The following is a 25,615-nucleotide window of genomic DNA, read 5'->3' as shown; positions in this document are numbered from 1 at the left end:
TCGTTTCTACTGCTGTTTATCATCAAGGGACATCATGCCGGAGCAGACGTCCTCCGCGTTATGGGTAATGCGAAACGAATATTGGTTACCCGTGCCCATGACGTGGATTTCGAGTAGCTCTCCAGGCTTCACGATCCGCCTGAACTTCACGCGATGCAACCTATTGATCCATAAAGCCTTCTTCTGTGCCTGACCGACGACATCGGCAACCATCTTGAGCTGCGCTATACCAGGCAAAATGGGACTATCGGGAAAATGGCCATCAAACCAGGGCGAGTCGCCGTTAACGACGACCCCTGCCCGAATTTCGTCCGGTGCGGGCTTCTCTAAATTAAGGTGCAAAAACCACATGCTATCATTTTCTATCTAGGTAAAATGTCGAATTTGTCTCACCACATCATGGGCAATCTGTTGCCCTGAAGGCTTTATTCAGCTAGGCGGCCAGGTATTCCCAAAGCGGCCCGATCAACCCTCGCCGATGCATGGCCTGCAGCGATGCGGCAACTCTCGCCCCGCCGGAGCCTACCAGCCAGTTTCTTCGCCGGGCAGCCCGATCGATGACCTGAGCTTCGATGGCAGCCAGACTGGTGGCATCGGGATGATAATAGACCGGGCGCAGCAGATCGGTGTTTCGGTCGATTTTGCCCTCGGCCAAAGCCCGGTCATAGAGGCCGGTACCGGGGTAGATCCTGACCCCGATAAAAAAGAAAAACACTGTTTTCTTTAACTGCTCGATGGCGTCGAGGCTCTCGTCCACGGTTGCTGCACTCTCCCCCGGCCCCCCAAGCAAGAAATAATGGGCCACATGCAATCCGGCGGCTTGGGCCTGCCGGTGGGCTTCAATGACCTGCGGTGGACGGAAGGGTTTGCGGTAGGTCCGCAGCATGGATTCGGACAAGGATTCCGTGCCGAACTCGACGTGCCTGCAACCGGAAGCCGCCAACACCTCGAAATACTCCGGCGGCAGCGCAATCGGCGCGAAAAAAGCGCCCCAGGGAATCGCCAGACCATGACGATTCAGGGCCTTGGCCACAGCCAGACTATGGGCCACATCGGAGTTGAAGGCCGAGTCGGTAATAAAGAGATACCGGGCGCCGGCCTCCTGCAGGCCCAGGGCAATCCGGGCCACTTCGTCCGGTTCCACCAGCCGATGGACGCCTCCCTCTATACGGGGATAGGAGCAATAGAGGCAGGAATAGGAGCAGCCACGTTTGCTTTGCAGGTTGAGCATGCCGCCGTTTTGGACGTAGAAAGCACTCTGCTCATCCGCAACCGGCAGCCTACGAGCCAACCCTCCCTGCCAGGGTGAGGGCTGAACCGCAATGCCGCCCCTGGACAAGATGCCCGGGATCGCCGCTGGATCCTCCCCTGCCGCAAGGGCCTCGACCAGCAGCCCAAACCGCTCACCTTCGCCGATGATGCCGTAATCAACATCAAGAAAGGCCGCAATCCGCCTTGGCATGATTGTAAAACCAGACCCACCGCAAACAATGACCGCGGTCGACCGCGCACGCAACCAGAGCACTAGGTCCTGATATTCCTGAAGAAGAAACAGGGAATCGGTGGCGTCGGTATTGTCGATATTGCGACAGGCGATGCCGATGATCTCGGGGGCAAACGCGTCGAGCAAGGCCGCCAGGGCAGTTTTATCAACAACATGCGAATCGGCGATCTCCACCTGATGGACAGGCGAGAGCGAGGCCGCCACATAATCCAGACCCAATGGATAGACCGGATAGGGAGCGATCAACCGATTGGGTGAGAGGAGCAGGATCCTCACGGGCAAAAAAACTCCATGGCGGTCAGACATTGCCCGGTGCCCAGGACAAGCACCCTGCTTTCAGGGGCAAGCATAACATCAGCGCCCCCGATCAGGGCACCGGGGACACGGCCTGCCTCGATACACTGGGCAGCCAGAACGGCGGCAACAGCCGAGGCCGAGGCGAACTCGCCGACAAAATCACGATACCGGCAGGCAGGCAAGGAATGACCGATCAGTTGCCACAATCGTTCCAACTGCGGTCCACTTTCGGCCTGCATGGCTGCCGGCACTCCAACAAAGACGACAACGCTGTGCCGATGAAAATACCCCTCACCCCCCAGAGCGGCAAACAGGCGATCGGGAAGGTCATCGCCCCCGCCTCGCCCATAGTAGGCGAGCCGAGCCAAGCACTTTGCCTGCTCGCGATCCCGGTTGACATACAGGCCGCCGCCGCCGTCAGCCAGACCGCCTGCCCCAATGGACCGATCAAGCAAAGGGGTAAATTCGGCGTGGGCCTCATCGGCTCCAAGAAGCATGGCCGACTGGCCGGTTTCCGGCAACAGGGTTTGCGCCGCCAAGAGGGCCTGCTCAAAGGAATAGTCACCGCCACTGCTGGTGACGTTGGCAGCGGTCGCCTTGAGCAGCATCGCCACCTGTCCCGCGGGACTGTTATGAACCGACCCGACAAAATCGGTGGGGCTGGAGAACTGTTCGCCTGAGGACTCAAGCCGCTGAAGAAAATCCCAGGTCTCGGAAAGCGCTCCCCACCCGGTCCCCATGAACACGGCGCAGGGCGCATCCTGCCCCTCGGTATTGCTCTGAGCCTCCCCGGCAAGCAGCAGGGCGATTCGGGGCAACCGCTTGATCCGTCGAATGAGCCTGGCAGGCAACCGCTGGGCCAGATCCGCGTCGGGAAAGCACCCCCCCGCCGCCCCCCCCTCTTGCAGGTGCGCAAACGTTGCCTGCAATAGGCCTTTCCCGGTCAGGCAGGCAATGCCGTGAATGGCGAGCCACGCATCCCTTGAGGAGGGGCGGACTTGTTTATGCGCCAGATCTCCAAAAACCAGGCTCCCGTTGTTCCCGCCAAAGCCAAAGGAGTTGGAAAGCACCGTCCGCACCGGTCTCTGGACGCAGGTCATTTCCGGGGTGAAGGCAAAGGCCGAATCCGGCTGGCTACAGCCGACCGTCCCCGGTACCAGTCCTCGGGAGATGGCTAGACAGGAGACCACCGCCTCAATGGCCCCGGCGGCGGCGAGGCCGTGACCGGTGGCGCCTTTGATCGAGGAGAGCTGCGGTGGTGAAGCAAAAAGCGCGGCAATGGCGCGTGCCTCCGCCAGGTCATTATCCGGCGTGCCCGTGCCATGGAGATTGATGTAATCGATATCCTCCGGAGCAAGGCCGGCATCCTCGATGGCGGCCTGCATCGCAGCCCGGGCCCCCTTGCCTTCGGGATGGGGTGCGGTCGGGTGGTAGGCATCACAGGAGAGCCCAGCCCCCAACAAACAGGCCAATGGCTGTTCGATCTGCTCGGTGGTCAGCAGAAGCATGGCGGCCCCTTCCGCCACCGCAAGTCCCTGGCGGCTGACATCCAGTGGACGACAGCCGTTGCGGTCGACTAGTTGCAAGGAATGGAAGCCGTAGTAGGTCAGACGGCTGAGTGAATCGACCCCACCGGCAAGGACCCGTCGCGCCTGGCCGGTTCGCAGCAGGTTGAGGGCCAGAGCAATGGCTACCGCTCCCGAAGAGCAAGCAGTGGAGACTGTCAGGGCAGGGCCTGTACAGCGACAGAGGTTGGCAATATCCTCGACCAGACTGAGCAGGCCATGTGAGCGGTACCCATCCGGGGAATGCTCCTTCTTGCGCAGCAGCTCTTCGGTGGTGAGGATACCACCCGTGGTGCAACCCAGGACGATGGCATCGGGTGGCTCAGGTTGCCCGCGAAGCACCATCCGCGCCGCCTCGCGGGCCAAGCGATGGGCTCGCGGTGGGACAGGAGAGGAATCCAGGTCCTTGACCTGCCCTACAGGCAGGGGCTGGCCATGAAGGAGCGAAAAAATTTCAAGGGGGCCAATGGCCGCGCGATCTGCACGCAGGGCCGCCTCGGTTTCGTCAAGCCCCCGACCAAGAGGACTGACGCTTCCGGCGGCGGCAACGTAGACAGGGCTCTGCTTCACGCGGCCCCTCCGGCCCGGTTGCTCTCGATGTACGCGGCAAGTGAGGCCACGGAGGCAAAGACTTTCTCGCCGACCTCCTGGCTGTTGATGACCACGCCGTAATCCTGCTCCACCATCACCGCCATCTCCAAGACATCAATGGAGTCAATGCCGAGTTCCCCACCCACCAGCCTGGCCTGGGCATCGAGTTGTGCGGGAGTGAGACTGGAGAGATCCAACAGTTTGATCAGTTTGGTCTTGAGCTCTTCGATCAGTTCATTCATCGTGCTATCCGCGTATACTTGTCTTGATAAGCAATCGGGTCTTGTGTGAAGACGAATAATTTTTCACGAAAAAGTGATGCAAGTGACCGGTCGGAAACAAGTTAAACCTCGACTTTGGCCATTCTTGTGCCTTGACGGGGAGGCCGACGGGCATCTTGAGCGATGGTGACGGACTCGACGGAATTGGCGGCAGAGGGCCGCAGGCTGTATCGTCTGATGTCGACTAAAACGCCAGCGATGGGCCTTGATCATCGTTCCGGCCGGCTGCAAAGCTGACTCTGTAGTCAGGCCATCTTGGCCTGACGATCTCAGGGCTAGAAGCCCTGACTACAGATAGGTACAAGCGATCGGCCGAAACGATGATCAAGGCCCCAGCGATGTCTACCGACGCCCCCTCTGCCGACTGCGATTGTATCTGTTCTGCAGCCGTTTGCCTGCCTGTTTACCGGTCCGGTCCAACGTGGGTCCACGTCCAAGTTGCCGCTGAGCGGGAAGCCGTGGCGTAAGGCCCGCGCACCGTGACGGCGGTGTTGCGCGCAATGCGGCTGAGCGCCGAGCGACGCTTCGAGCGCTACCATCGGGTACTGAATCGGGCGCGGTGGTCGTCGCGGCAGGGCGCGCGGATTCTGCTCGGGTGAGCTTTGCACGTTGCATCGATTGGCTGGCACGAGACTTCGGAGAGGATCATGAACAGGTTGGAGCTTGCAGATCTCACTCTCGAGGATCTGCTCCCGCATAGAGAGGGGATGCTCCTCATTGGGGAGATTCTGGAGGTGGATGCCGTCCACGCCAGGACCCTGAGCAGGGTACGATCGAGCTGGCCGCTCACCGATACCCATGGCGCAGAATCCTTGATCTGCGTTGAATTGGCCGCCCAGACCGCCGGGGTGTGCAACGGCTGGGGCCGCATCCAGACCCTGGGCCTGAACTCCAGCCAGATGGGCTGGCTGGTGGCGGTGAAACGGGCCGATCTCTTGATCGACCGACTTCCCCTTGGTAGCCAAATACTGACCACCGCGGAAAACACCCTGGTTTTTGAAAACTTCCGGGAAATTACCAGTGAACTCCATCTCGACGGTCAGCTTGCCGCCTCGGTGGTTCTTCAATTATGTCAAGTATAGAGTTTACGAAAAATAAATTCTAAGTTATTGATAATTAAATTTTTTATAGCTAGCGGGAACCGCTGATCGGAGATGAGCATGAATGACAATCCTCGGGTAGCCATCGTCACAGGCGGCAGCGGCGGCATCGGCCGCGCCGTTTGCGTCGAGTTGGCGAGGAACGGCTCGTTTCTCATCGTCAACTATATGCATAACCGGGATGGCGCCGAGCAAACCCTAGCCGCGGTGCAGGCAGCAGGCGGACAGGGAGAAATCTATCCGTTCGACGTCCGGGACCGGGAGGCGGCAGAAGCCGCGATCACCGACATTGCCGGTCGTCATGGCTCCATCGACATCTTGGTCAATAATGCCGGTACCCTGGCGGACGGCTTGTTCATGATGATGTCTCCCGAAAACTGGCATGGCGTCATCGAGACCAGTTTGCACGGCTTCTACAACATGACCCGTCCGGTTCTTGAGCACATGGTCCGCGCCAGAACGGGGGCGATTGTTTCCATCTCATCGGCCTCCTCGCTGATGCCCAATCGAGGGCAGGCGAATTACGCCGCCGCCAAGGCCGGACTTAACGCCGCAAGCAAGACCGTGGCCTCGGAGGTAGCCCGCATGGGTATCCGTGTCAATGTGGTGGCACCGGGTTTGATTGAGACCGACATGATTGCCAAGGCTCCCAAGGAGCATATCAAGGGGTTGATTCCCATGGCCCGCATCGGCCGCCCGGAAGAGGTGGCGCAGGTGGTGGCCTTTCTCTGTTCCGATGCCGCATCCTATGTCACCGGGCAGGTTATCTCGGTGAACGGGGGCATGCTGTGAAAAGACTCGCGGTTTGGATCCTGTTGCCGAGCCTGCTCGGGATAGGCGGACTCGCCTCGGGTGAAGGGGGTCTCCATCCCGCTGGAGAACTCCACTCGGTCCAGGCCGTATTCATCCAGGAAAAACATCTCAAAATTCTTGCCCGACCGCTGATCTCCCAGGGAACGCTCACCTTTCAAAGTCCTCAGTCCTTGCGTTGGGAATATTTGCAGCCCATGCACACGGTCCTGTTGCTCCATGACGGCCACATTGATAAACGCATCGAACACGATGGCCACTTTGAGCGCGATAATGGCCCCGGAGTGGAGACCATGCAGATCGTGCTTCAGGATATCGGCAGTTGGTTGGACGGTCGTTTCAACGACAACCCGCTCTTTACCGTCCACCGCCTGGACCAACAGACCCTGGAGCTTCGCCCCCGTGATCCAGGTATGGAGTCGATGATTCAACGCATCGAGCTACGTTTGGGAGCACAAAAAGGTGTGGTGGAGCAAGTGACGATTGTCGAGGGGGAAGAGGACTTCACCGTGATTACCTTTTCCCAGCTTGTGCTGAACGAGGAGATTTCAGCCAACCGCTTCACAGCCCCCTGATCAGGCCCTGACAGACCGAGTCGAACCCTAGTGAACAGGCCCTTCTTCTGCTTACCTCGGCCTACGGCTTCTTAATTCCTGGGTGAACAAGGCAATAGTGTGTACCGCTCGGCTAAATTCAGCAGCGAAGGTGCGCCCCTGGCAAAAACGGCTTCAGGGGAGGTACTGGCGACTTACCCTTCCGCTGATCACCATGCTCCTGGCCGCCTGCAGCACCACCAGGCACGCCTCCCTCCCGGCGATGACCGCTGTGACGTCCGCGCCCATTGCCGAGCGTTGCGCCTCGTTTTTTCCCAAGGGGCGCTGGCAGTTGACCCATGAGATCAACTTTCAGCTCGCCAGTGGCGCCAACGGCCATGGCGTGGGGGTGCTGATCATCGATGGCAACGCGCTCAGCTGCGCCCTGATGACGACCGAGGGGTTGACGCTGTTCGCGGCCCGCTCCCAAAGCGACGGCATCCTGCAGGTTCTGCGGGCGCTGCCTCCCTTCGACAGTCAAGGGTTCGCCGCCGGCCTCATTGCTGACGTTCGGGCGGTGTTTCTGCCCCCGCCAGGTGTGGTCAGCGTCGGTCGCCTGGCCGACGGCCGGGTCCAGTGCCGCTATGCAAACGGCCAGGAAGTGACCGATGTTCTCCCGAAGATGGACGGTTGTTTCCGACTCTCGACCTACGCACCGATGGGGTCGTCCGGTGAAACGCCGGTGCAGACCCGCACGGTCGATGCCCATAGGTGCAACCAGCTCGGCAACGCTCTCATGGCGCACGAGCTCAACCTGACCGGCCAGGGTGCTGCCGGTTATACCCTAAACATGCGACTACTGAGCGCCGAGCCCTTGCCGGCCATCACCCAGTGAATCTGCCATGAAATTTCGTCTAATCTATCCGAAATGGCCAAAACTGACCCAGCAAACCGAATTCCACCTCCCTCCCCATGGCCCGGTCGTCTTTGCCGCAACCCTGCCCGGCTATGTGGACGTCGACTTTATCGACGAAAACCTCGAATCGCTTGATTTTGACGATCCGGTCGATCTTGTCGGCATTTCGATGATGCTGACCGTGCAGGTGAAACGGGGCTGGGCCATCGCCGACGCCTACCGTGCCAGAGGGGTCAAGGTTCTGTTCGGCGGCATCGCCACCATGCTCCATGCCGAGGAGACGATGGCCCATGCCGACGCCGTCTTTCTCGGAGAAGCGGAAGGACGCATGGAGGAGATCTTTGCCGACTTTCGCCAGGGCAATCTCCAGCCTTGTTACAACTTTCTTGATGATCGCCCCGATATTGGCCTGGTGGGCACGGCCCGCCGCAGTATTCTCAATCGCTCGCTGTACAATCACAAAGGGGTGCAAATGGTCGATCTGGTCCACGCCTCGCGCGGGTGCCATTTCAACTGCTACCCCTGTGCCGTGGCCTACCTCGGCGGCCGGGAATTTCGCCCCCGACCCATTGATAAGACCATTGCCGAGATGGAGGCCATCGACAATAACCGCCTCTTTCTAGTCGATAACTCGCTGGCCCAGGACACGGCCTGGGAAATGGATCTATTTCGGGAGATGATTCCGCTCAAGAAGAAGTGGTGCTGCCACCCCATCGAAGACAAGCCCGAAGTGCTCGATCTTGCCGCCCAGGCCGGTGCCTGGTATGTCTACCAGGCGGTGTTCGACACCTCGGACTACATCCGCGAGCGGATCAAGCGTTATCACGACCATGGCATCGGCGTGGAAGGAACGATCCTGCTTGGACTCGACAGCCATACCGAGGATTCCATCAAACGGTTGATCGATTTCCTCCTCGACATCGAACTGGATCTTGCCGAATTCACGGTCCTGACCCCGTTTCCTCACACCAGGGCCTATGCGGATCTCCAGCGGCAGAACCGAATCATCTCCACCGACTGGGATGACTATTCGGCGGACAAAGTCGTCTATCAGCCCAAGCATATGTCTCCGGAGCGGCTGCAGGAGTTACTCGCCTACGCCTGGGATACCTTTTACCGGGACGAATCGCAGAACATCAAGATGGCCAAACTGTTCCAACAGGTGGTGCGCAAGGAGATGGCGGACAATACCTTCAGGCCACGCAACCGCGAATTGAGCAACCAGACATTCGGCAAGGTGCAGCCTCGACGATGAAGCCCGCAATCCCCTGCAATGGTGCGGAGGTCGCCGCCCTGCTGACCCGACCGGTCGATCCGGCCCTGGAATTCGTCGATGGCGGCACGACCCTTGGCTCGGTGCATGGGATGGCGGCCTGGCTGCGGCGGCAGTTCGCCGATGACGTAGAACGACCAACACTCTGCCTGGCAACCGATAACCGTGCCTGGATTGCCGCGGCCCTCCTGTCCTCCCTGGCCGGCGGGCCGATCGTGCTCCTGCCCTACAGCTTTTCCTCCCAGGCATTGTCGGGGCTGCATCAGGCAACCGGTTGCAGGCATGCCCTGGTCGCCCCGGAGCAGCCACCCCCTCCAGGCATGGAACCAATCCGGCCGCTGGGGGAGGGCGGCCGGATCCTGGCCCCATTGCCCGCCATCCATCCAGATGAAGAGCTGCTCCGTCTCTATACCGGCGGTACCACCGGCGCGCCCCAACTCTGGAGCAAGACTGGCACCAACCTCTTTGGCGAGGCCCTGTTCCTTGCCGCCCATTTTGCTGTTTCGTCCTCTGATCGCATCCTTGCCACCATCTCTCCCGCGCATATCTACGGACTGCTCTATTCCGTGCTCCTGCCCCTGGTTTCCGGGGCATCGGTCGTCCCAGGAATACCGTCCTTTCCCGAGGAGATCGTGCGCTGCGTGCGCGAGCGCAAGGCAACGGTGCTCGTCAGCGTTCCCCCGCATTATCGGGTACTGCGGGGCAAAGGTTGTCTAGGGGATTCGCTCCGTCTCGCCTTTTCCTCCGCGGGCATGCTCGATGTCGCGGACAACAACGCATTCAGCCTGGCCAATCGCTGTGGCATTGTTGAGATCTACGGATCCACCGAGACTGGTGGCATCGCGCTGCGCAACCGCTCCCGTGGAGAAAGCGGGTTCACTCCCTACTCCACCATCGACTGGCAGATCCACAACCAGCGGCTTCAGATCCGCTCCCCCTATCTTTCACCCAGCCTGCCGCTGGATGCAGCCGGAGGCTACCTCGCCAACGACTGGGTCGAGGCCGACGGGACCACGGCCTTCCAACTGCGAGGACGCACCGATTCCGTCATCAAGGTTGGGGGCAAACGGGTCGATCTCGAGGAAGTCAAGGCGGCGATCAAGGACATGCAGGGGGTTACCGATTGCCTTGTCCTGGCACTGCCCGATCGCGGCAGTCGTGAACACCGCATCGTCGCCCTGGTGGAAGGGCCATGCGTGGAGATCGAGGAAATCCGAACGCTCTTGATGACCCGCTTCGAGCCCTACGCCCTGCCCGGCGCCATCAAAACCATCGATCGACTTCCGGTCACGGACAACGGCAAGGTCGACCGCAAGGCCGTGCTCAAGCTCTTTATGCCATGACGACGCTGCAAGAGGCATTCACTGCCGGATATGTCAGTCTCAGTGCCTGGTCGGATCTGCTTGATCGGATCAATGTCTTTCCGGTGGCGGACGCGGATACCGGTGCCAACCTCCGTATCAGCCTCAGCCCGCTGCGCGCCTGCACGCTGACATCCGCGCAAACCGCCGAGCAGATCATTCACTCGTCCACCGGCAACTCCGGCAATATCGCTGCCGCCTTTTTCAGTGTTCTTCTCCAGGCAACCCGTCCGGCCGAGCTGCCTGAACGCATCCAGGCAGGCTACCACGAGGCACGCACGGCCGTTGCCGTCCCCAAGGACGGCACCATGCTCTCCGTCTTTGAAGCGCTGTCCGAGCTGTTCGCCTCATCCCCATCGCTCGACGCCGCCCGTTGTGAGGACATCCTTGCCGACCTCCGCCAAACAGTGCTCTCTACTGCCGATATTCAAGCTGATTGCCGGCAAGCGGGCGTGGTTGATTCCGGCGCCTTGGGCATGTATGTCTTTTTCGATGGATTTTTCCGAACCCTGACAGGAATGGATGGCGAGCGTCCGTCACTCTTTGTCCTTTTCCACGGCTATCTCACCCTGGACGCGAAGTTTCGGCCACCAACAAGCGATGCGTATTGCGTCGATGTCCTCCTTGCCCCGACAAACGAGCGCTCCCTGGATCCGACCGAACTGGCCCGGTTGGGTGAAAGCCTGGTGGTTGTCCCCGAGCAGAACAGCCTGAAGATTCATATCCACACCCCTGATCCATCGGGGCTGCATGCCCAGCTGGCCGATCTTGGCGAAGTGAGCCGCTGGTCGGCTGAGCCGCTACATGCGGAGGCTGATGCCGCAGAGGCGCAATCCGTTGCGGCAGGCTGTCTGCACATCATGACCGATGCCGCTGGCTCCTTACCCCGCGAGCTGGCCCGACGCTACAATATCAGCCTCCTCGACAGCTATATCATCCACGGCGACAGCGCCCGCCCGGAAAGCCTCTGCGATCCGGTGCAGATCTATGAACTGATGCGGCACAAGCACCGCCTGACCACGGCTCAGGCCTCCTTGGCCGAACGGCATCAGCGCTATCGCACTGTCTTGGAAGAATTCGGCAAAACCCTCTATCTCTGTGTGGGCTCCGCCTTCACCGGCAACCATGCCGTGGCCCTGGCCTGGCAAGAACAGCAGGACCGGGACCAGCTCCTGGAGGTCATTGACACCGGCGCCGCCTCGGGACGCCTGGGGCTGATTGCCCTGCTGAGCGCCCGACTGGCCCAGCGAACCGCCGATGCGGACGCGGTTCGCCATCACGCCCGGCACCTGAGCCGGGCCTGCCGGGAGTACGTCTTCATCGACAGCCTCCAGTATCTGGCTGCCGGTGGCCGCGTCTCACGATCCAGTGGCCTGTTCGGTCATCTTCTAGGTCTAAAACCGATCATCAGTCCGACGGCGGCGGGGGTGAAAAAGGCAGGCATGGTCCGCAGTCGGGACGCCCAACTCGCCTTTGCCTGCGACACAGTGCGCCGTGAGATCACCACTCCGGCCCGCGCCGTGCTCCTGCTCCAGTACTCCGACAACGAGCCTTGGGTGCGCGAAATGGCCCAACCGCAACTGCACAGCCTCCTACCTGGGGCGGAGTTCCATCTGCTTCCCCTTTCATTGACCTCAGGGGTCCATATGGGACCGGGCACCTGGTCGCTGGCCTTTGCCGAGGAGCCGTAAGATGCGCGCTGCCATCGTTATGCCGGTGTACAATCATGGACCGCAAATTGCTGCGGTGATCGCGGCGGCACGCCCTCTGGGCCTACCGATGATCGTCGTCGACGACGGCTCCACCGATTCCACGCCCTCTGTTCTCCAACATCAGGAAGGTGTCACTCTGCTGCACCATGTCGAAAACCAAGGGAAAGGAGCGGCCCTGCTCACCGGCTTTGCCGAAGCTGCTCGCACCTGCGACTGGGCGCTGACCATTGATGCCGACGGCCAGCATGACCCGGCGGACGCGCTGACCCTGCTTGCGGCGGCAGAGCGAGGGGAACGAACGATCGTTGTCGGCAATCGCCAGGGTATGGTCGGTGACCATGTCCCCTGGACCAGTCGTTTTGGTCGTGGATTTTCCAACTTCTGGGTCCGGGTCTCCGGCGGTCCACGGATCTCGGACTCCCAGTCCGGCTATCGCCTGTACCCCCTTCCCGAAACCCTGCAGCTCGGGGTCGTTGCCCGACGGTACCAGTTTGAGGTGGAAGTGCTGGTGCGCGCCAAACGCGCGGGGATCGCTACCGTAGAAGTTCCGGTCTCGGTCGTGTACCAGCCCAAAGGCGTTCGCGTCAGCCATTTCCGGCCCTGGCGCGATTTTCTGCGCAACTCGAGCACCTTCAGCCGGTTGATCTTCAGCCGCATTTTTCGTCTGGGCAGCAACAAATGAGCCTTGCGCCCTACGCTGTCCTGGTGCGGATCTCACGCCTCGTCGGCCCCTGGTTCTTTGCCGGTGTCGCACGCTGCATTGCCACCGGCTACTTTATCTTTTCCCCCAAGGTTCGGGAAAGCCGCCGTCTCTATGCCATCGTCTTCCCTAAGCGGAGCCGCTGGTTTCATCTCTGGTGCGCTTTTTGCCAGTACCAGAGCTTCACCACCATCCATTTTGATCGTTTTCTGACCAACGACGGCCAGCTGCCGATCTTTACCTGTGAAGGGGTCGAGGCGCTGAACGAACGCATCAATCATGGCGGGGCACTTCTTTTAATGTCCCATCTCGGTAACTGGGAGATGGCAGCACGGCTCATGATGCACCAGGGCTACGAGACGCCCCTGCTTCTCTATATGGGCGTCAAGGAAAAAGAGGGGGTGGAGCGACGACAAAAAGAGGAACTGCAACAGGCTGGGGTCACGATTATTGGGGTTGACCAGGGCGCGGCCACTCCCTTTACCGCCGTGGAAGGCTTGAAAATACTGCGCCAGGGGGGCTTGGTCTCCATGGCTGGAGATATCATCTGGCGGCAGCACCAGCGCCGGATTCCGGTGCAGGTGCTTGGCCATCCGGCCTTTGTTTCCGAGGCGCCCTTTGCCTTTGCCCTGGTCTCCGGGGCACCGATTATTGTCTTTTTTGCCTTCCGCACCGGGCGCAACTGCTACCGGCTTACCTTTTCCGAGCCTATCTGGGTCATATCCGAGCGCAGAGAAGATCGACACCAAGCGATTGCCCAGGCAGCACAACGGTATGCCGACCTGCTGGAGGCGGCCCTCGGCGCCCACCCCCGCGAATGGTATCATTTCGACCGCTTCCTCCTCGATCCGGGTGACGCCCCTGACTCGCCCGATTCCCCCGGCAGAGGCTTCTTTCCTGGATAATTTTCTTCCATGGACTTTAAGGATAGTATTTCGGCTTTTTATATTTCCACCACCAAGATTCGTTACATAGATTAAGCCATCATGACAAGAGATGTACTGCAAAAAAAAATCCTGTCGATCCTTGTCCAAGATTTCGAATTCCAGGAACCGGGTCTGGATGACAACCTGCGAGAAGACCACGGCTTCGACAGCATCGACGCGATTGAACTGCTGGGTAAAATCGAACGTACCCTCGGCTTTTCCCTCACCCGCGAGGAAAAAGAAAAGGCGATGGAGATCAGGACGATCAACGATATCCTCGACTACCTGGAGAGGATCCAACAGGGCCGCGCCCAGTAGCCCTCCAGGGTTTGTTCGATGAAACGTCGCGTTGTTATCACCGCCTGCTCCGCCATCACCCCCATCGGGTACGGCCAACAATCCATCGTCGAGAGCCTGCGCCTAGGACGCTCCGGGGTCAAGCCACTGCGTGACGACGGTCTTCTCACCGACCATATTCACTCCCGCGTTTTTGGTACGGTCGACTACCCCATTGATTACGCGTTCAATCGCTCTCAGCGCAAAACCATGGGACCGGTAGCCTATTACGCCTGCCAAGTGGCCAAGGATGTGCTCGAGGCCTCCGGCCTCTCCAAGGAATCGATTGCATCCGGCCGCCTTGGCGTTGCCTTTGGCTCCACCCACGGCAGCCCAACGGTGCAGCGGGAGATCTACCAGACCTTTTTCCAGAACCTCGAGGCCGAATTCTCTTCCATCGGCGCGGTTGATTACCTCCGCTCCATGGTTCATACCACGGCGGTCAACATCACCCGCATGTTCGGCATCACCGGTCGGGTCATCGCCTCCTCCACTGCCTGCACCACCAGCAGCCAAGCCATCGGATTTGGCTATGAAATGATCAAATTCGGCATGCAGGATGCCATGCTCTGCGGCGGGGCCGACGAATATGACACCACCACCGTAGCCGTGTTCGACAACCTGCTTGCCTGCTCGGTCGGTTACAACGACTGCCCTTCCTGTACCCCCCGCCCCTTTGACAAAAAGCGCGATGGCCTGGTGGTTGGCGAAGGCGGCGCCGCTGTCCTTCTCGAGGAATACGAGTCCGCCAAACAGCGAGGGGCCACCATCCTCGGCGAGGTCATCGGCTTTGCCTGTAACAACAACGGCGGCGACCTGATCCTTCCCAACCTAGATGGCATCACCTCGACCCTGCGTCTTGCCCTTGACGATGCAAACATCGAGGCGAAGGAGGTGGACTATATCAGTGCCCACGCAACCGCAACCAAGATGGGCGATATCATCGAATCCCAGGCCATCGAGGCCGTCTACGGCCAATCTCCCTATGTGACCGGACTGAAAAGCTACACCGGCCATACCATGGGAACCTGCGGCGCGATGGAACTGATCATGACCCTGTACATGATGGCCGAAGACTTCCTTGCCCCCACCCTAAATCTTCAGGAAATCGATCCCCGCTGCGCCCGGCTCAACTATACGCCGAAGGTGATCGAAGCCTCGACCCGCATTGCCTCAATCCAGAATTTTGCCTTTGGCGGAGTCAACACCTGCCTCCTGATTAAAAACGGGAACGAGGTCCTGTAAAGGTGCAGCGGTGGAATGCGGATAGATTTTTCGATCTCAGCGTCACCCTCATTTGCTGGCTTTATTTTACCCTGGGTTTTCTCTTTCTGTTTGCACCGCTCTATCTGTGGAGCGGTCTTTTCCACAAAGAAAAAGCACGCGCCTTCCAGCGATACAACCGCCTCTTTTATCGATTTTTTTTTCGCATCCTTCACGCCGTCGCTCCACGACAGCACTGGGAGATCGATGCCACCATCGTCTCCCTTCGCGGTTCGGTGATTCTCTGTAATCATCGCTCCTATCTCGACCCCCTGCTGCTGATCGCCCATCTCCACCGCGCCACCACCATCGTCAAATCCGTCTTTTTCACCGTCCCCATCTTTGGTTGGGTGATTCGCACCTCCGGTTACCTGCCGGCCACGGCCACCGGCCCGTTCGCGGCCCTGATGCTTACGCAGATGGAATCCCTGCCTGCCTATTTCGCCTCTGGGGGCAACCTCTTTGTCTTTCCGGAAGGTACGCGAAGTCGCGATGGCCGGATAGCGCCCCTTCACCAGGGGGCATTGAAGATTGCCCGGCAATGCCGGGTGCCGGCCCATGTCCTAGTTGTGGAAAACACGGACCGACTTTTCACTCCCGGCGTTTTCCTCTTTGCCGCCAGCCAGGAAAACACGATCCGCCTGCGTCTTGTCGACACCATTGCCGTCCAGGATCTCCAATGCCGCCTTAGCGACCTTGGCCAACGGGTTCGCCAGGCCATGGAAAGCCAGCAGCGCGAGGCGGAATTGTCATAAATACGGAATGACGGTCATTCGCAGTCTTATTTTCGAAAAAGAATGAACACATTCAAAAATATCCAAGGATACTAAACATGCAACTCTACAACCTGGAGTTCAGTGAAGAAGAGATTCGCGCCGCGGCGGCGAACGACCGGCTGTTATCCATGGAAATTGAGTTCAGCCGGAAATGCAATTTTCACTGCTCATACTGCTATGTAGAGGATCCAGCCGCATCGACTTTAGAGATGTCACTCAAGGAGATCAAAGACGTTATTCTCCAGGCTAAGGAACTGGGTGCGCAAAAAATCATCATTCTGGGCGGCGAGCCTTCCATCTATCCCCACCTGGTGGAAATGCTCCATTTTCTCGGCGAGCTTGAGCTGGAGATTGAGCTGTTCACCAACGGCAGCGGCATCACCGAAGAGCTGGCTCAGGTTCTGGCCGAGGAACGCGTGCGGGTGGTCGTGAAAATGAACTCCCGCGATGCCGCGACTCAGGACCACTTGGCCGGGAAAAAAGGCGCCTCGATGATCATCAACCAGGCCATAGAGCGGTTGCACCGGGCAGGTTACCCTTCAAAGGAGCTGTTTCTTGCAGCCAGCACCGTTATCTGTCGGCAAAACCTGGGAGAACTGGTCGAACTCTGGCAGTGGTTGCGAGTGCGGAACATCGAGCCCTATTTCGAGGTCCTTACCCCCCAGGCCAACGCCGTCAAGAACACCTGGCTCTATGTCGAAGCCGAGGAGTTGCAGGATCTCTTCACCCAGCTCTCAGCCATTGACCGCGAACGCTTTAATCGCAAATGGGAGCCGCAGCCGCCGCTGGTCGGCAACCGCTGCATGCGTCACCAGGTTTCCTGTCTGGTCACTGCCCAGGGGGATGTCATGCCCTGTGTTGGCGTGACCATTGCTCTGGGCAATATTCGTCGGCAACCATTGGGCGATATCCTGAAAAACAGCGAGGTGATGAAAAACCTGAAAAACTACCGGCAGACAATCAAGGGATTCTGCAGCACCTGCGAAAAAAGCGGGGAATGCTATGGATGCCGGGGCGCAGCCTATCAGATGACCGGTGATTACCTTGCCTCCGATCCGACGTGCTGGCGGAATACCATTGCGGCCTGTAGCCAAAAACCGGAAGCGCAGTAAAGAGATGGCGGCGAGAGAAAAGATCGGGACGGCAGGATGAATATTTTATTGATCAATCCACCCAATTGCGGACGCAGTATTCCCGAAGAGCGCTACGGTATCACCTCGATTAAGCAGATTTTTCGCGGTGAACCGCTTGGTCTGGAAGAAATCGCGGGCAATCTCCAAGGTCACGTGGTTGATCTGCTCGATCTCAAGGTGGAGCCGGAGGCCCTGGAGTCACGGCTGATGGAATGCTCCCCGGATGTGGTCGGCATCACCGGTGTTACCTGCGAGGCCAACACCATGCTGCGGATTGCGGAGACCACGAAAACGGTCTGCAATGCCATCACTGTGGTCGGCGGTGTCCATGCGAGCAGTGACCCCCATTTTTTCAATCACTTGTCAATCGATTACATTGTCTGCGGACTCGGCAAGCAATCCTTTGCCAAATTGACAGCGCTTATCGAACAAGGGATCAGGCCGAGCACCGGCCTCCCCTCGGGGGTGCATCAGACCACACCGGGAAAACCCTTAGCGTTACAACCACATACATCCACCGCCGAGGATATGGCGGAACACCGGCCGCCCGCCTATGACCTGGTTGCCCCTTACCGCAGTCACTATGTCATCGAAAAACTAGGTATCCGCATGGGATTTGTGGCCTCGGCCTTTGGCTGCCCCTACTCCTGTGCCTTCTGCTCGATCAGCGGCCAAACCTGTGGTGTGTACCTCACCCGCTCACCGGACGCGGTTATCCGCGATATCCGCCTGCTGCAGGATATCCCGGTTATTCGCCTCGTCGACGCCAACACCTTTGGCTCGATCAAGCGGGCGACTGCACTTGCCCACGCGATCATCGATGCCGGAGTCAATAAAGAGTTTATCGCCGATATCCGCTCCGACACGGTGGCTCGCCACCCGGAGATGCTGCAACTATGGAAGGAAGCCGGCTTGCGGGCGGTGATCATCGGCTTCGAGGCCATCGACGACACCACTCTGCTCTCCATGCACAAAGCCAATCAGGTCCGGATGAACACGGAGGCGATCACCATTCTCCATGAGCTGGGGATTACCATTGTCGGCGATTTCATTATCCACCCCGAATGCGAGGAGCAGGATTTTGAGCAGCTGAGCACCTATCTGGCCAACCACACCATCGATCTACCGATGATCACGGTGATGACACCCCTGCCGGGAACCCCCCTGCATGCATCCCTTGCTTCGCAGATCGTCAACCATGACCTTGATTATTATACCCTGACCAATGCCGTCCTCCCTACCCGATTGGACGAGCAGCGGTTTTACAGCGCCTATGCCGAGCTGATTGCCCAGAGCCATCGACATGCCAGGATTTAAGTGGTGGACGCCTATATTACCAACCTTGCCTCTTTTCTTCCTGGCCACCCAGTTGCCAACGAGGATATCGAACTGTATCTCGGTCCGGTGGATCGCGTTTCCAGTCGCACAAGAACCAAGATCCTCGCCGGTAACGGCATTCAGACCCGCCATTACGCCATTGACCGAGAGAACGGCGAGCCCACCCATACCAATGCGCAACTGACGGCTGAGGCTATACGCCGCCTCAATACCTCTGGAAACGGCTGGTCCTGTCTTGTCTGCGGCACATCTTCTCCGGATCAACTGATGCCGGGGCATGCCTCCATGGTCCATGGCGAATTAGGCCAATCGCCCTGCGAGGTCGTTAGCACCGCCGGCATCTGTCTTTCCGGCGTGATGGCCCTGAAATACGCGGCCATGGCAGTGGCGACGGGATCGGCGGCAGGCGCTGTTGCCACAGGATCGGAGCTCGCCTCCTCCTACATGCGCACCGATTTTTTCGCGCAGGCAGGCTGTCGGCGGCTTGGGAATAATGCATCGGAACCCTCTCATCCGGCCTTTTCTTTTGAGGAACAGTTTCTGCGGTGGATGCTCTCCGATGGAGCCGGAGCCGTCCTCATCGAACCTGAATCGCGTGGACCCTTGAGTCTGCGTATCGATTGGATTGAACTCACCTCTCAAGCGCATCGCCTCGCCACCTGCATGTATGCGGGCTGCAGCAAGCAAAATGGCGGTGAGATCGTCGGTTGGCGCGAGGCATTGCGCCAGGGAGAGTCGGGAGGAGTGTTCACCATCAAGCAAGATGCCAAGCTGCTCAACCGAGAAGTACTGCCTGCCTTGGTCGGCAACTGTCTTCCCTCCATTGTCAGCAAGCACAAGTTGACGGCCACTGAAGTCGACTGGTTCTTACCGCATTATTCATCAGCCTATTTTCGTGAACCCCTTGAGCGCCAGCTCAGTGATATCGGATTTGCCATTCCCCAGGAACGCTGGTTTACCAATCTCAGCACCAAGGGGAATACTGGGGCCGCTTCCTTTTATATCATGCTGGAGGAACTGGTGCTCTCGGGCCGGCTGCGCCCGGGCGACCGGATTCTCGGCTTTGTCCCGGAGAGTGGACGGTTCGCCGTGGGCTATCTCTTACTCACCGTGGTCTAAGTCGTAGGGAGAGTACTTGCGGATATGCGATGCAAGGCTGGCCGCTGACTGGAGGACGATGCGGCTGGTATTTTCCGATTCAATCCGAACACCGTAGTCTTTCTGGACCATAACCACGATTTCCAGGGCATCAAGCGAATCGATACCCAACGCCGATTCGGGTCCGATCAACGGATCATCGGCCTTGATGCTTGTCGTCTCCACATCCTGCAGATTACATGTCGTGCAGATGGCCTCAATGAGTTCTCTTTCGAGAGTATCTAATCCCATGTGTCGTTGTTTGTTTCTTGTAAAAAGGGGAAAAGGGGGAAGCATGGCGATCTCCCATGCCTTATCTGTATGCTCTTTTCCAGGAGATGATCAGCATCACCGCGGAAAAGGCCACAAGCCTGCCCAGATCAGGCAACGTACTCTCCCAGGGATTGCCACGGATGAGCAGGTCGGAAAAACAGGTGATCGCCCAGCTGAGCGGGGAAAGAATGCTGAGCTGCTGCATCAGCGGGGGCATGGCGTAGACCGGCACCATGATGCCGCCCATGGCCGCAGCGGCAACAACGATGGTGGCGCCAAGGGTGGATGCCTGTTCATAGGAGCGGCAGACCGAACCCAGGCAGACACCGAAACCGCAGGCCGCCAGACTGCTTGCGCACACCGGCAGGAGCAGTGATAACGGATTGATCGGAAGGCTGAATGCCTGCAACCCCAGGTGCGGAAAGAGATAGATACCGACTAAGGCAATCAGAATAAACTGCACCACGCAGACACCGAGGTAAGCGAACATCTTCCCCGCCAACAGGGATATGGGTGAAACCGGCATGGCAGTGAGCCGCAGGGCTACCCCCGATTGCCGCTCGGTGAGGATGGTCCCGGCGATGGGGATGGCGGTGAAAAACATGCCGAACAGGGCCCAGGCGGGCACATTGCGGTCAACGGGATTCAAGATCTCGTCCATGGAGGATTGACTTGAGTGCCCGGATTGTTCGGCAATGGTGGTGAGGGAGCGCGAGAAGAGCGCGCGCAGATCCTCTCCGGAACCGTTCCCGGCCGGAGTGCCGGCGCCGGCTTGTGCCGTTAACCGTGCCCCCAAGCGAGTGGCCTTCATCTCCAGCTCGGTTGCCTGGGCCGCCATCTGCACCCGGGCGAAGATACCGGCCCGAAATCCGACCATGGTCGCGGGGTCAAAGAGAAGATCGAGGGCAAGGCTTGGGCTCTTCGAGGTGGCATCACCGGCCAATTGGCGGTCGATCTGCTGCTGGAGCCGTGCCGATGCCCCCTGTTCGAGGATCAAGGCCGCCTGGCAGGTTCCGGCGGTGACGGCTTGGCGGAGCTCGTCTGCAGATCCGGTCCAGGGGACGGCTTCCAGTTTCCCGGTCTGGAGATAGGCCGTAAGTCCGTGGGCAAAGGGCCCTTGATCATCATCCTGCACACAAATTTCGGTTGGCCGTTGCCCGGAGAGCTGGAGGATGTTTTCCTGCACCAGGGTGATGACCACCACCAGGGTGACCGGCATGAGAAACAGCACCAGTAACCCGGCATAATCCCGGGCCAACAGCCGCAATTCTTTATGGGCGCTGGTGAGCAGTGCGCGCATATTCAATGGTCCCGCAACGCGTTGCCGGTCAGCTCGAGAAAGATCTCTTCCAGATTCTGATATTCCGATCGTTGCAGCAGAAGCTCCGGCGCCCCCTCTTTGAGAATCCGCCCCTGATCGAGAATGCCCACCCGTGAGCAGAGTTCCTGGGCTTCCTCGAGGTAATGGGTGGTATAGAGGATAGTGGTTCCCGTTTGTTGCAGGCGGCGCAACTGCTGGTGGATGAGATGACGGGATTGGGTATCGACCCCAACGGTGGGCTCATCGAGAAACAGAATCCAGGGATCGTTGAGCAGCCCGATCGCCAAGTTGAGCCGCCGTTTCATCCCGCCGGAGTAGGTTGCAACCGGCTGCCTGGCTCGGTCCTGGAGCTGGCAGAATTCAAGACTTTGCTCGATCCTGCTCTTGATCTCCTTCCCGCGCAGTCCAAGCAGGCGGGCAAAATACCATATATTCTCCATTCCGGTCAGGCGCTGATAGAGCGCCAGTTCCTGTGGGACGAAACCAATCTTTGATTGAATCAATCGGGTATGACGGCCATAGCGCATGCCATGGATGCGCACCGCTCCCGAATCAGGCGGCTGCAAACCCGCGAGCATGGACATGATCGTTGTTTTTCCGGCGCCGTTGGGGCCAAGGAGTCCATAGAACTCTCCTTTGGCGATGGTCAGGCTAAAACGATCAACGGCCGGTTCCGGCTGCCCTTTGTAGTGCCTGGACAGAGCCTCGGCTTCAATGGCGGGATCGGCGATATAGGCTTGAGATACCTTCATGCAAGCTGTCGAACCCATCGCCGTAAATCAGTATAAACCTGCTCTTCTAGATCGGCGCACCGGCGGATATGCTCGGCAGCATTGGCATAGCTGTCCCCCGGTTTTTCCCGTTTCTTGCAGAGGCGGGCGGCCATGACCGCAAAGGCGCGCCACTGGTCACCGGCTTCGATCAGACCTGTCGCACAGGCACTAAGGCGCTCATCGTCAAGACGGCCGCTGCTTTCCTGGAGAAAGGCCGCATACATGAAGCGAAAGCCGCCTCCGCCCGTGCCGATCTCCTCCTGCATCCTCACCACATGACCAAGGTGGAGATCGGCTTTCTTCTGACCCAGTCGCCTGGGCCAACGACAAAGCCGCCCGGCAAGAAAACGCATCCCCTTGACCCCGATCAGGAGGAACGGACTGGCGGTCATCATTCGGCAGACCACATCGATACCCTGGACGATGGCTCGCCGCTGGTCAAATTGGGTATCGACCTGCGAGAAATGATACATCTTGCCCTTGGGTGCCAAGGCTCCGGCTGCGAACCGCGCCTTGGCCAGATCCCGTGTCGGACACCGCTCCGGTTCGGGAAAGACCGGGTCGCTGATCAAATACTCATCTCCCTCTTTGCCGTAGACCACCAGATTATGGGCGTTAAAATGAAAACGCAGGGCCTTGGGAAAATACGGCAGCCAGAAAACCCCGGTCTGCAGGCCAACGGGAATGGAATCCGCCAGTTTTTGATCCAGAGCCGCCATGGCTATTCCAGGATCTGAAAAGGTTTGTTGCTCAAGGGTAAAGCCTGGGATCTTCGAGATCTGTTTCAACAGGGAGCCGGCAGCGCCCCGGTAGGTGACCATAGGCAGATGGTTGAGACGGATAAAGGGCAGATAGGCAAAAAAGAGCCCGCCGCCAATGCCGAATGCGGTGGCCTCATTGATGTCGATCCCTTGGTAGCTGAGCAAGTTGGCGGCAACCCCGCTCTCGCAATGCGCCGCCTGCCGGTGGGGAAAGTCAATATGAATATTTTCAGTCATGGCGCCCCCTATGGTAAACAGCCGGCAAGAGGCGGCCTGCTTGCAAATCATCCTCGGAAATCTGGAAAAGCTGTGCATACGGCCGTAAATCATCGCGCGACAGCCGCCTGAAAAAAAATGGCAAGAGATGGAGATAGACCTTCCACAAGGGCAGTCGGGCATAACTGGCAAGCAATCGAGGGCTCATCTGATTGGCGGCCATGTAGTGATACAGGCAACTGGCCCGTCCGGAGGCGATTTTACGTGAAGCCTGGTCGATATGCCGATCAATCTCCTGCCAGGCTTGGTGATTGACCTCGTTCACCGGTTGCCAGCCATCCTGTTGATCCGTGCTAACCCGGCCGGAATCATCGGGAATATAGTTGAGAGTGTGCAGACCGTCGGTGATGGAACGGGCCTCTTGCTCCGCATTCTCAGAAGGTACTGTTTGCTCATGTATAATCAATGGGTGTCACTTCAGAACGAAAAGCCGGCAAGAAATTGCACCGAGTTCAATGGATCATTGGGCATTTCCGCGCCAGCGTTGGAGATATGGTGATACCGGAGTTCAAAGAGGAGCCAAGTTCCTGAATCGAGTCGATGCGCTAGCCCCAGGGCAAACTGATAATTGCCGTTCCAGTCGGCGCCCATGCCGGGAATGTCGGCAAAGCTGTAGACTGGACCGCCGCCACCGAAAATGTAGGGCTGCCAGTCTTCGTCGGCGGTAAAGGTGTAGGAAGCCAAGGCGTTGAGCCCCAGCATCAGCGAACTGTCCGGTTCGGTGACAATATGCACCGGGAGCTCGATGAGGGTTGAATACCGTCCCTTGAGCCATCCTGCGCCCAGGTTGTCGATGGTCAGATGTGTGTATCGTGGCACGATGTCGATGGTCTGGACCCGTTGACTGGTTTGCCCCCAACCGGGGATGCTCTGCCCATAGCCCACGTTTAGCGACCACATATCCTGGGAGGTGTCCCAGCCTAGGGCCGCCGGAACAGCGACAAAAAACCAGAGCACCCCGGACATGCCAACCGCCCACTTCCTCAATGTATACTTCATGTATAGATGCCTCCAAATTGCAACATAGACCAGTATCAGACTGGTCATAGAACTTTCAGATCATCCATAAGGGGACCGTAAGGTCTCTCGGGTAGTGCCACAAACTATAGGGATGGCGAGAAATTATTACGCCTTTAAATCAAATGGTTCAAGAAAACGGTCATCCTATAAATAAGGGCGCTATCCGAATGGGATCGATTTGATGCCTATATAAAATCCCGGGAGTCAAAGCCAGGGCTCACGCATCCCGGCCCATTAACCTGGCTGCCCGATATGGCGTTAAGCTGCCGACCTAGGCAGAGTATCTTACAGACGAGAAAAATAGCAGCAAACTGTCAACTGCGCGCAATGCCTTGGGCCACGAAGCGATCTATGCAGCCCATCCAATCGGCTACTCTTATCCCGAGGAGAACTATGATATCGAACTCGTTGCTTTTAATGTTCTCCTTATCGCAGGAGTCATTGGGCTTCGAACGCCATTGCTTACTACCAGCTCAAGCGTTCGAGCATATCACACGTGGAACCTGGAACCTGGAATAGACCTCTACAACGAAGTTGCCGAAACTGACCAAGCACCGCTGGTGTCGTGGCCGATCTCAAGCGTGGTACCGGCACCAGGTCAGGATTGCCTTGGTAGATATCCTGATCATGGGTGTCCGCTATCCGGTGGGCTTTCGACACCAAAGCCCTATCCACGCTGACTGCTACCCGCGTTTCGCAGAAGGTGCGTATCTGACCGGCGAGCGACAGGTAAACTGGACCCCATGTCCAGGACAGTTTTCCCCTGAATTTAGAAAGTGTCCATCAATTGTTTCCCGATGCGAGCGATGCCGCCCGAAATCCCCCCTAGCCCCCCTTTGCGAAAGGGGGGAAGTTGTTGATGGACGCTTTCTTAGGTGTTGATCATCGGTTGGTCCAAGCGCACGACCGGTGGGAGCGGCGCCCCGCCGCGACGGTCGCGCGAGCGCGGCGGGGCGCCGCTCTCACGGCGGGCTGCACGATGTCGATTCAAGCGAGCAGGCGATCCGATGATCAAGGCCTGAATTTAAGTTATCGTGCCGACTTTGGTCCCAGCGATGCACCTTGGGTGGTGGTGCGCCTGGAACCCCTGCAGCAGCCCGCGCGTCGCGCCGCCCAGGAGCAGTAGGAGCAGTAGGAGCAGTAGGAGCAGTAGGAGCAGTAGGAGCAGTAGGAGCAGTAGGAGCAGTAGGAGCAGTTGTGCCGCAAGCTCACCGGCCTGGGGGCCAAGATTCCCGGTGGGAAGTGGTTGCGCATCGAGGTCGGCGACTCGCCGCTTTGACCCTGTCCCGCTTCGCAAACTGTCCAACAATCTGGGTGATTTATCGGCTATTCCGGGAGGTCTGATATTTCAATCGCCCGAGCCGTTGGGGCGAATTCATTCGCCCTCACGCCAGTGCCAAGGGCGACTAAAGTCGCCCCGAGGTTTGTCAGACAGCCTCTCAGCTCACCAGCACCCGCAGTGCAGTGACGATACGGGAATGAACTATGCCTATCCGGTTGACTCAGGTAGACACCAGATGCGGGGGGAGTAGGTGCCGGACGCTCGTTCGCTTTGGGATGGGGGCGTTGATCATCGAACCGTCCAGTCGGTTGAGTCGACACCGTGAATCCTTCAAGGCAAAGCGACGTGGGAGCGGCG

At 58.7% G+C, this 25,615-nt stretch carries 25 protein-coding genes; 15 read left to right on the top strand and 10 right to left on the bottom strand.

The window, feature by feature from the left end; translation table 11 throughout:
• Positions 1-6: 6 nt before the first annotated feature.
• From G3480_RS10580 to G3480_RS10565, 4 genes are all read right to left on the bottom strand, one after another.
• Complete coding sequence (locus tag G3480_RS10580; RefSeq protein ID WP_164653857.1) at positions 7-351, bottom strand: ApeI family dehydratase; 345 nt, start codon at positions 349-351, stop codon at positions 7-9.
• An 82-nt stretch (positions 352-433) separates the two neighbouring features.
• Positions 434-1,780, bottom strand: coding sequence for a B12-binding domain-containing radical SAM protein (locus G3480_RS10575; RefSeq protein WP_164653856.1), 1,347 nt, complete (start codon positions 1,778-1,780; stop codon positions 434-436).
• Complete coding sequence (locus G3480_RS10570; RefSeq protein WP_164653855.1) at positions 1,777-3,732, bottom strand: beta-ketoacyl synthase N-terminal-like domain-containing protein; 1,956 nt, start codon at positions 3,730-3,732, stop codon at positions 1,777-1,779. Before G3480_RS10570 ends, G3480_RS10575 begins: the two co-directional genes overlap by 4 nt.
• A gap of 200 nt (positions 3,733-3,932) precedes the next feature.
• Complete coding sequence (locus G3480_RS10565; RefSeq protein WP_164653854.1) at positions 3,933-4,199, bottom strand: phosphopantetheine-binding protein; 267 nt, start codon at positions 4,197-4,199, stop codon at positions 3,933-3,935.
• Between the two features lie 686 nt (positions 4,200-4,885).
• Here G3480_RS10565 and G3480_RS10560 point away from each other — a divergent pair.
• From G3480_RS10560 to G3480_RS10490, 15 genes are all read left to right on the top strand, one after another.
• Positions 4,886-5,320: a hotdog family protein gene (locus tag G3480_RS10560; RefSeq protein ID WP_164653853.1), complete on the top strand. Its 435-nt coding sequence runs from the start codon at positions 4,886-4,888 to the stop codon at positions 5,318-5,320.
• 78 nt (positions 5,321-5,398) lie between these two features.
• The gene (fabG, locus tag G3480_RS10555; protein ID WP_206171657.1) at positions 5,399-6,130 is read left to right on the top strand and encodes a 3-oxoacyl-ACP reductase FabG; all 732 of its coding nucleotides are present in this window, start codon (positions 5,399-5,401) and stop codon (positions 6,128-6,130) included.
• Positions 6,127-6,723, top strand: a complete 597-nt coding sequence (locus G3480_RS10550; protein ID WP_164653851.1) for a LolA-like protein — start codon at positions 6,127-6,129, stop codon at positions 6,721-6,723. Before fabG ends, G3480_RS10550 begins: the two co-directional genes overlap by 4 nt.
• Positions 6,724-6,853: 130 nt before the next feature.
• A complete protein-coding gene (locus G3480_RS10545; protein WP_164653850.1) occupies positions 6,854-7,576 on the top strand; it encodes a hypothetical protein in 723 nt (240 codons plus the stop codon).
• Positions 7,577-7,583: 7 nt separating this feature from the next.
• On the top strand, positions 7,584-8,852 hold the full coding sequence (locus tag G3480_RS10540) for a B12-binding domain-containing radical SAM protein (protein ID WP_164653849.1): 1,269 nt from the start codon (positions 7,584-7,586) through the stop codon (positions 8,850-8,852).
• A complete protein-coding gene (locus tag G3480_RS10535; RefSeq protein ID WP_164653848.1) occupies positions 8,849-10,213 on the top strand; it encodes a class I adenylate-forming enzyme family protein in 1,365 nt (454 codons plus the stop codon). The genes G3480_RS10540 and G3480_RS10535 overlap by 4 nt, the downstream gene beginning before the upstream one ends.
• Positions 10,210-11,922, top strand: coding sequence for a DegV family protein (locus G3480_RS10530; protein WP_164653847.1), 1,713 nt, complete (start codon positions 10,210-10,212; stop codon positions 11,920-11,922). The genes G3480_RS10535 and G3480_RS10530 overlap by 4 nt, the downstream gene beginning before the upstream one ends.
• A gap of 1 nt (position 11,923) precedes the next feature.
• Complete coding sequence (locus G3480_RS10525; protein ID WP_164653846.1) at positions 11,924-12,625, top strand: glycosyltransferase family 2 protein; 702 nt, start codon at positions 11,924-11,926, stop codon at positions 12,623-12,625.
• Positions 12,622-13,548, top strand: coding sequence for a lysophospholipid acyltransferase family protein (locus tag G3480_RS10520; RefSeq protein WP_164653845.1), 927 nt, complete (start codon positions 12,622-12,624; stop codon positions 13,546-13,548). Before G3480_RS10525 ends, G3480_RS10520 begins: the two co-directional genes overlap by 4 nt.
• 81 nt (positions 13,549-13,629) lie before the next feature.
• Positions 13,630-13,887, top strand: a complete 258-nt coding sequence (locus G3480_RS10515; protein WP_164653844.1) for an acyl carrier protein — start codon at positions 13,630-13,632, stop codon at positions 13,885-13,887.
• An 18-nt stretch (positions 13,888-13,905) separates the two neighbouring features.
• On the top strand, positions 13,906-15,150 hold the full coding sequence (locus G3480_RS10510) for a beta-ketoacyl-[acyl-carrier-protein] synthase family protein (protein ID WP_164653843.1): 1,245 nt from the start codon (positions 13,906-13,908) through the stop codon (positions 15,148-15,150).
• Positions 15,151-15,152: 2 nt separating this feature from the next.
• The gene (locus G3480_RS28315; protein WP_164653842.1) at positions 15,153-15,923 is read left to right on the top strand and encodes a 1-acyl-sn-glycerol-3-phosphate acyltransferase; all 771 of its coding nucleotides are present in this window, start codon (positions 15,153-15,155) and stop codon (positions 15,921-15,923) included.
• Positions 15,924-16,000: 77 nt separating this feature from the next.
• The gene (locus G3480_RS10500) at positions 16,001-17,056 is read left to right on the top strand and encodes a radical SAM/SPASM domain-containing protein (RefSeq protein ID WP_164653841.1); all 1,056 of its coding nucleotides are present in this window, start codon (positions 16,001-16,003) and stop codon (positions 17,054-17,056) included.
• Between the two features lie 36 nt (positions 17,057-17,092).
• Positions 17,093-18,394 carry a B12-binding domain-containing radical SAM protein gene (locus tag G3480_RS10495; RefSeq protein ID WP_164653840.1) on the top strand — a complete coding sequence of 434 codons (1,302 nt, stop codon included), beginning with the start codon at positions 17,093-17,095 and terminating at the stop codon, positions 18,392-18,394.
• A 3-nt stretch (positions 18,395-18,397) separates the two neighbouring features.
• Positions 18,398-19,534 carry a StlD/DarB family beta-ketosynthase gene (locus G3480_RS10490; RefSeq protein ID WP_164653839.1) on the top strand — a complete coding sequence of 379 codons (1,137 nt, stop codon included), beginning with the start codon at positions 18,398-18,400 and terminating at the stop codon, positions 19,532-19,534.
• Here G3480_RS10490 and G3480_RS10485 read toward each other — a convergent pair.
• From G3480_RS10485 to G3480_RS10460, 6 genes are read right to left on the bottom strand one after another with little or no spacing between them, the layout of a single operon-like run.
• Positions 19,517-19,849 (bottom strand): phosphopantetheine-binding protein, encoded by a 333-nt coding sequence (locus G3480_RS10485; protein ID WP_206171656.1) that lies wholly within the window; start codon positions 19,847-19,849, stop codon positions 19,517-19,519. The genes G3480_RS10490 and G3480_RS10485 overlap by 18 nt on opposite strands.
• Before the next feature lie 16 nt (positions 19,850-19,865).
• Entirely contained in the window at positions 19,866-21,125 is a 1,260-nt protein-coding gene (locus tag G3480_RS10480) for an ABC transporter permease (protein ID WP_164653838.1), read from the bottom strand.
• Positions 21,126-21,127: 2 nt separating this feature from the next.
• Entirely contained in the window at positions 21,128-21,916 is a 789-nt protein-coding gene (locus G3480_RS10475; protein WP_164653837.1) for an ABC transporter ATP-binding protein, read from the bottom strand.
• Positions 21,895-22,917, bottom strand: a complete 1,023-nt coding sequence (gene darH / locus G3480_RS10470) for a BtrH-related acyltransferase DarH (protein WP_164653836.1) — start codon at positions 22,915-22,917, stop codon at positions 21,895-21,897. The genes G3480_RS10475 and darH overlap by 22 nt, the downstream gene beginning before the upstream one ends.
• Complete coding sequence (locus tag G3480_RS10465) at positions 22,910-23,362, bottom strand: DarG family dialkylresorcinol biosynthesis protein (RefSeq protein ID WP_164653835.1); 453 nt, start codon at positions 23,360-23,362, stop codon at positions 22,910-22,912. The genes darH and G3480_RS10465 overlap by 8 nt, the downstream gene beginning before the upstream one ends.
• 11 nt (positions 23,363-23,373) lie before the next feature.
• Positions 23,374-23,955, bottom strand: coding sequence for an acyloxyacyl hydrolase (locus tag G3480_RS10460; protein ID WP_164653834.1), 582 nt, complete (start codon positions 23,953-23,955; stop codon positions 23,374-23,376).
• Between the last annotated feature and the right edge of the window lie 1,660 nt (positions 23,956-25,615).

The sequence above is a fragment of the Thiorhodococcus mannitoliphagus genome, assembly GCF_010915725.1.
Taxonomy (GTDB): domain Bacteria; phylum Pseudomonadota; class Gammaproteobacteria; order Chromatiales; family Chromatiaceae; genus Thiorhodococcus; species Thiorhodococcus mannitoliphagus.
This window is presented reverse-complemented; position numbering and strand designations above follow the sequence as displayed.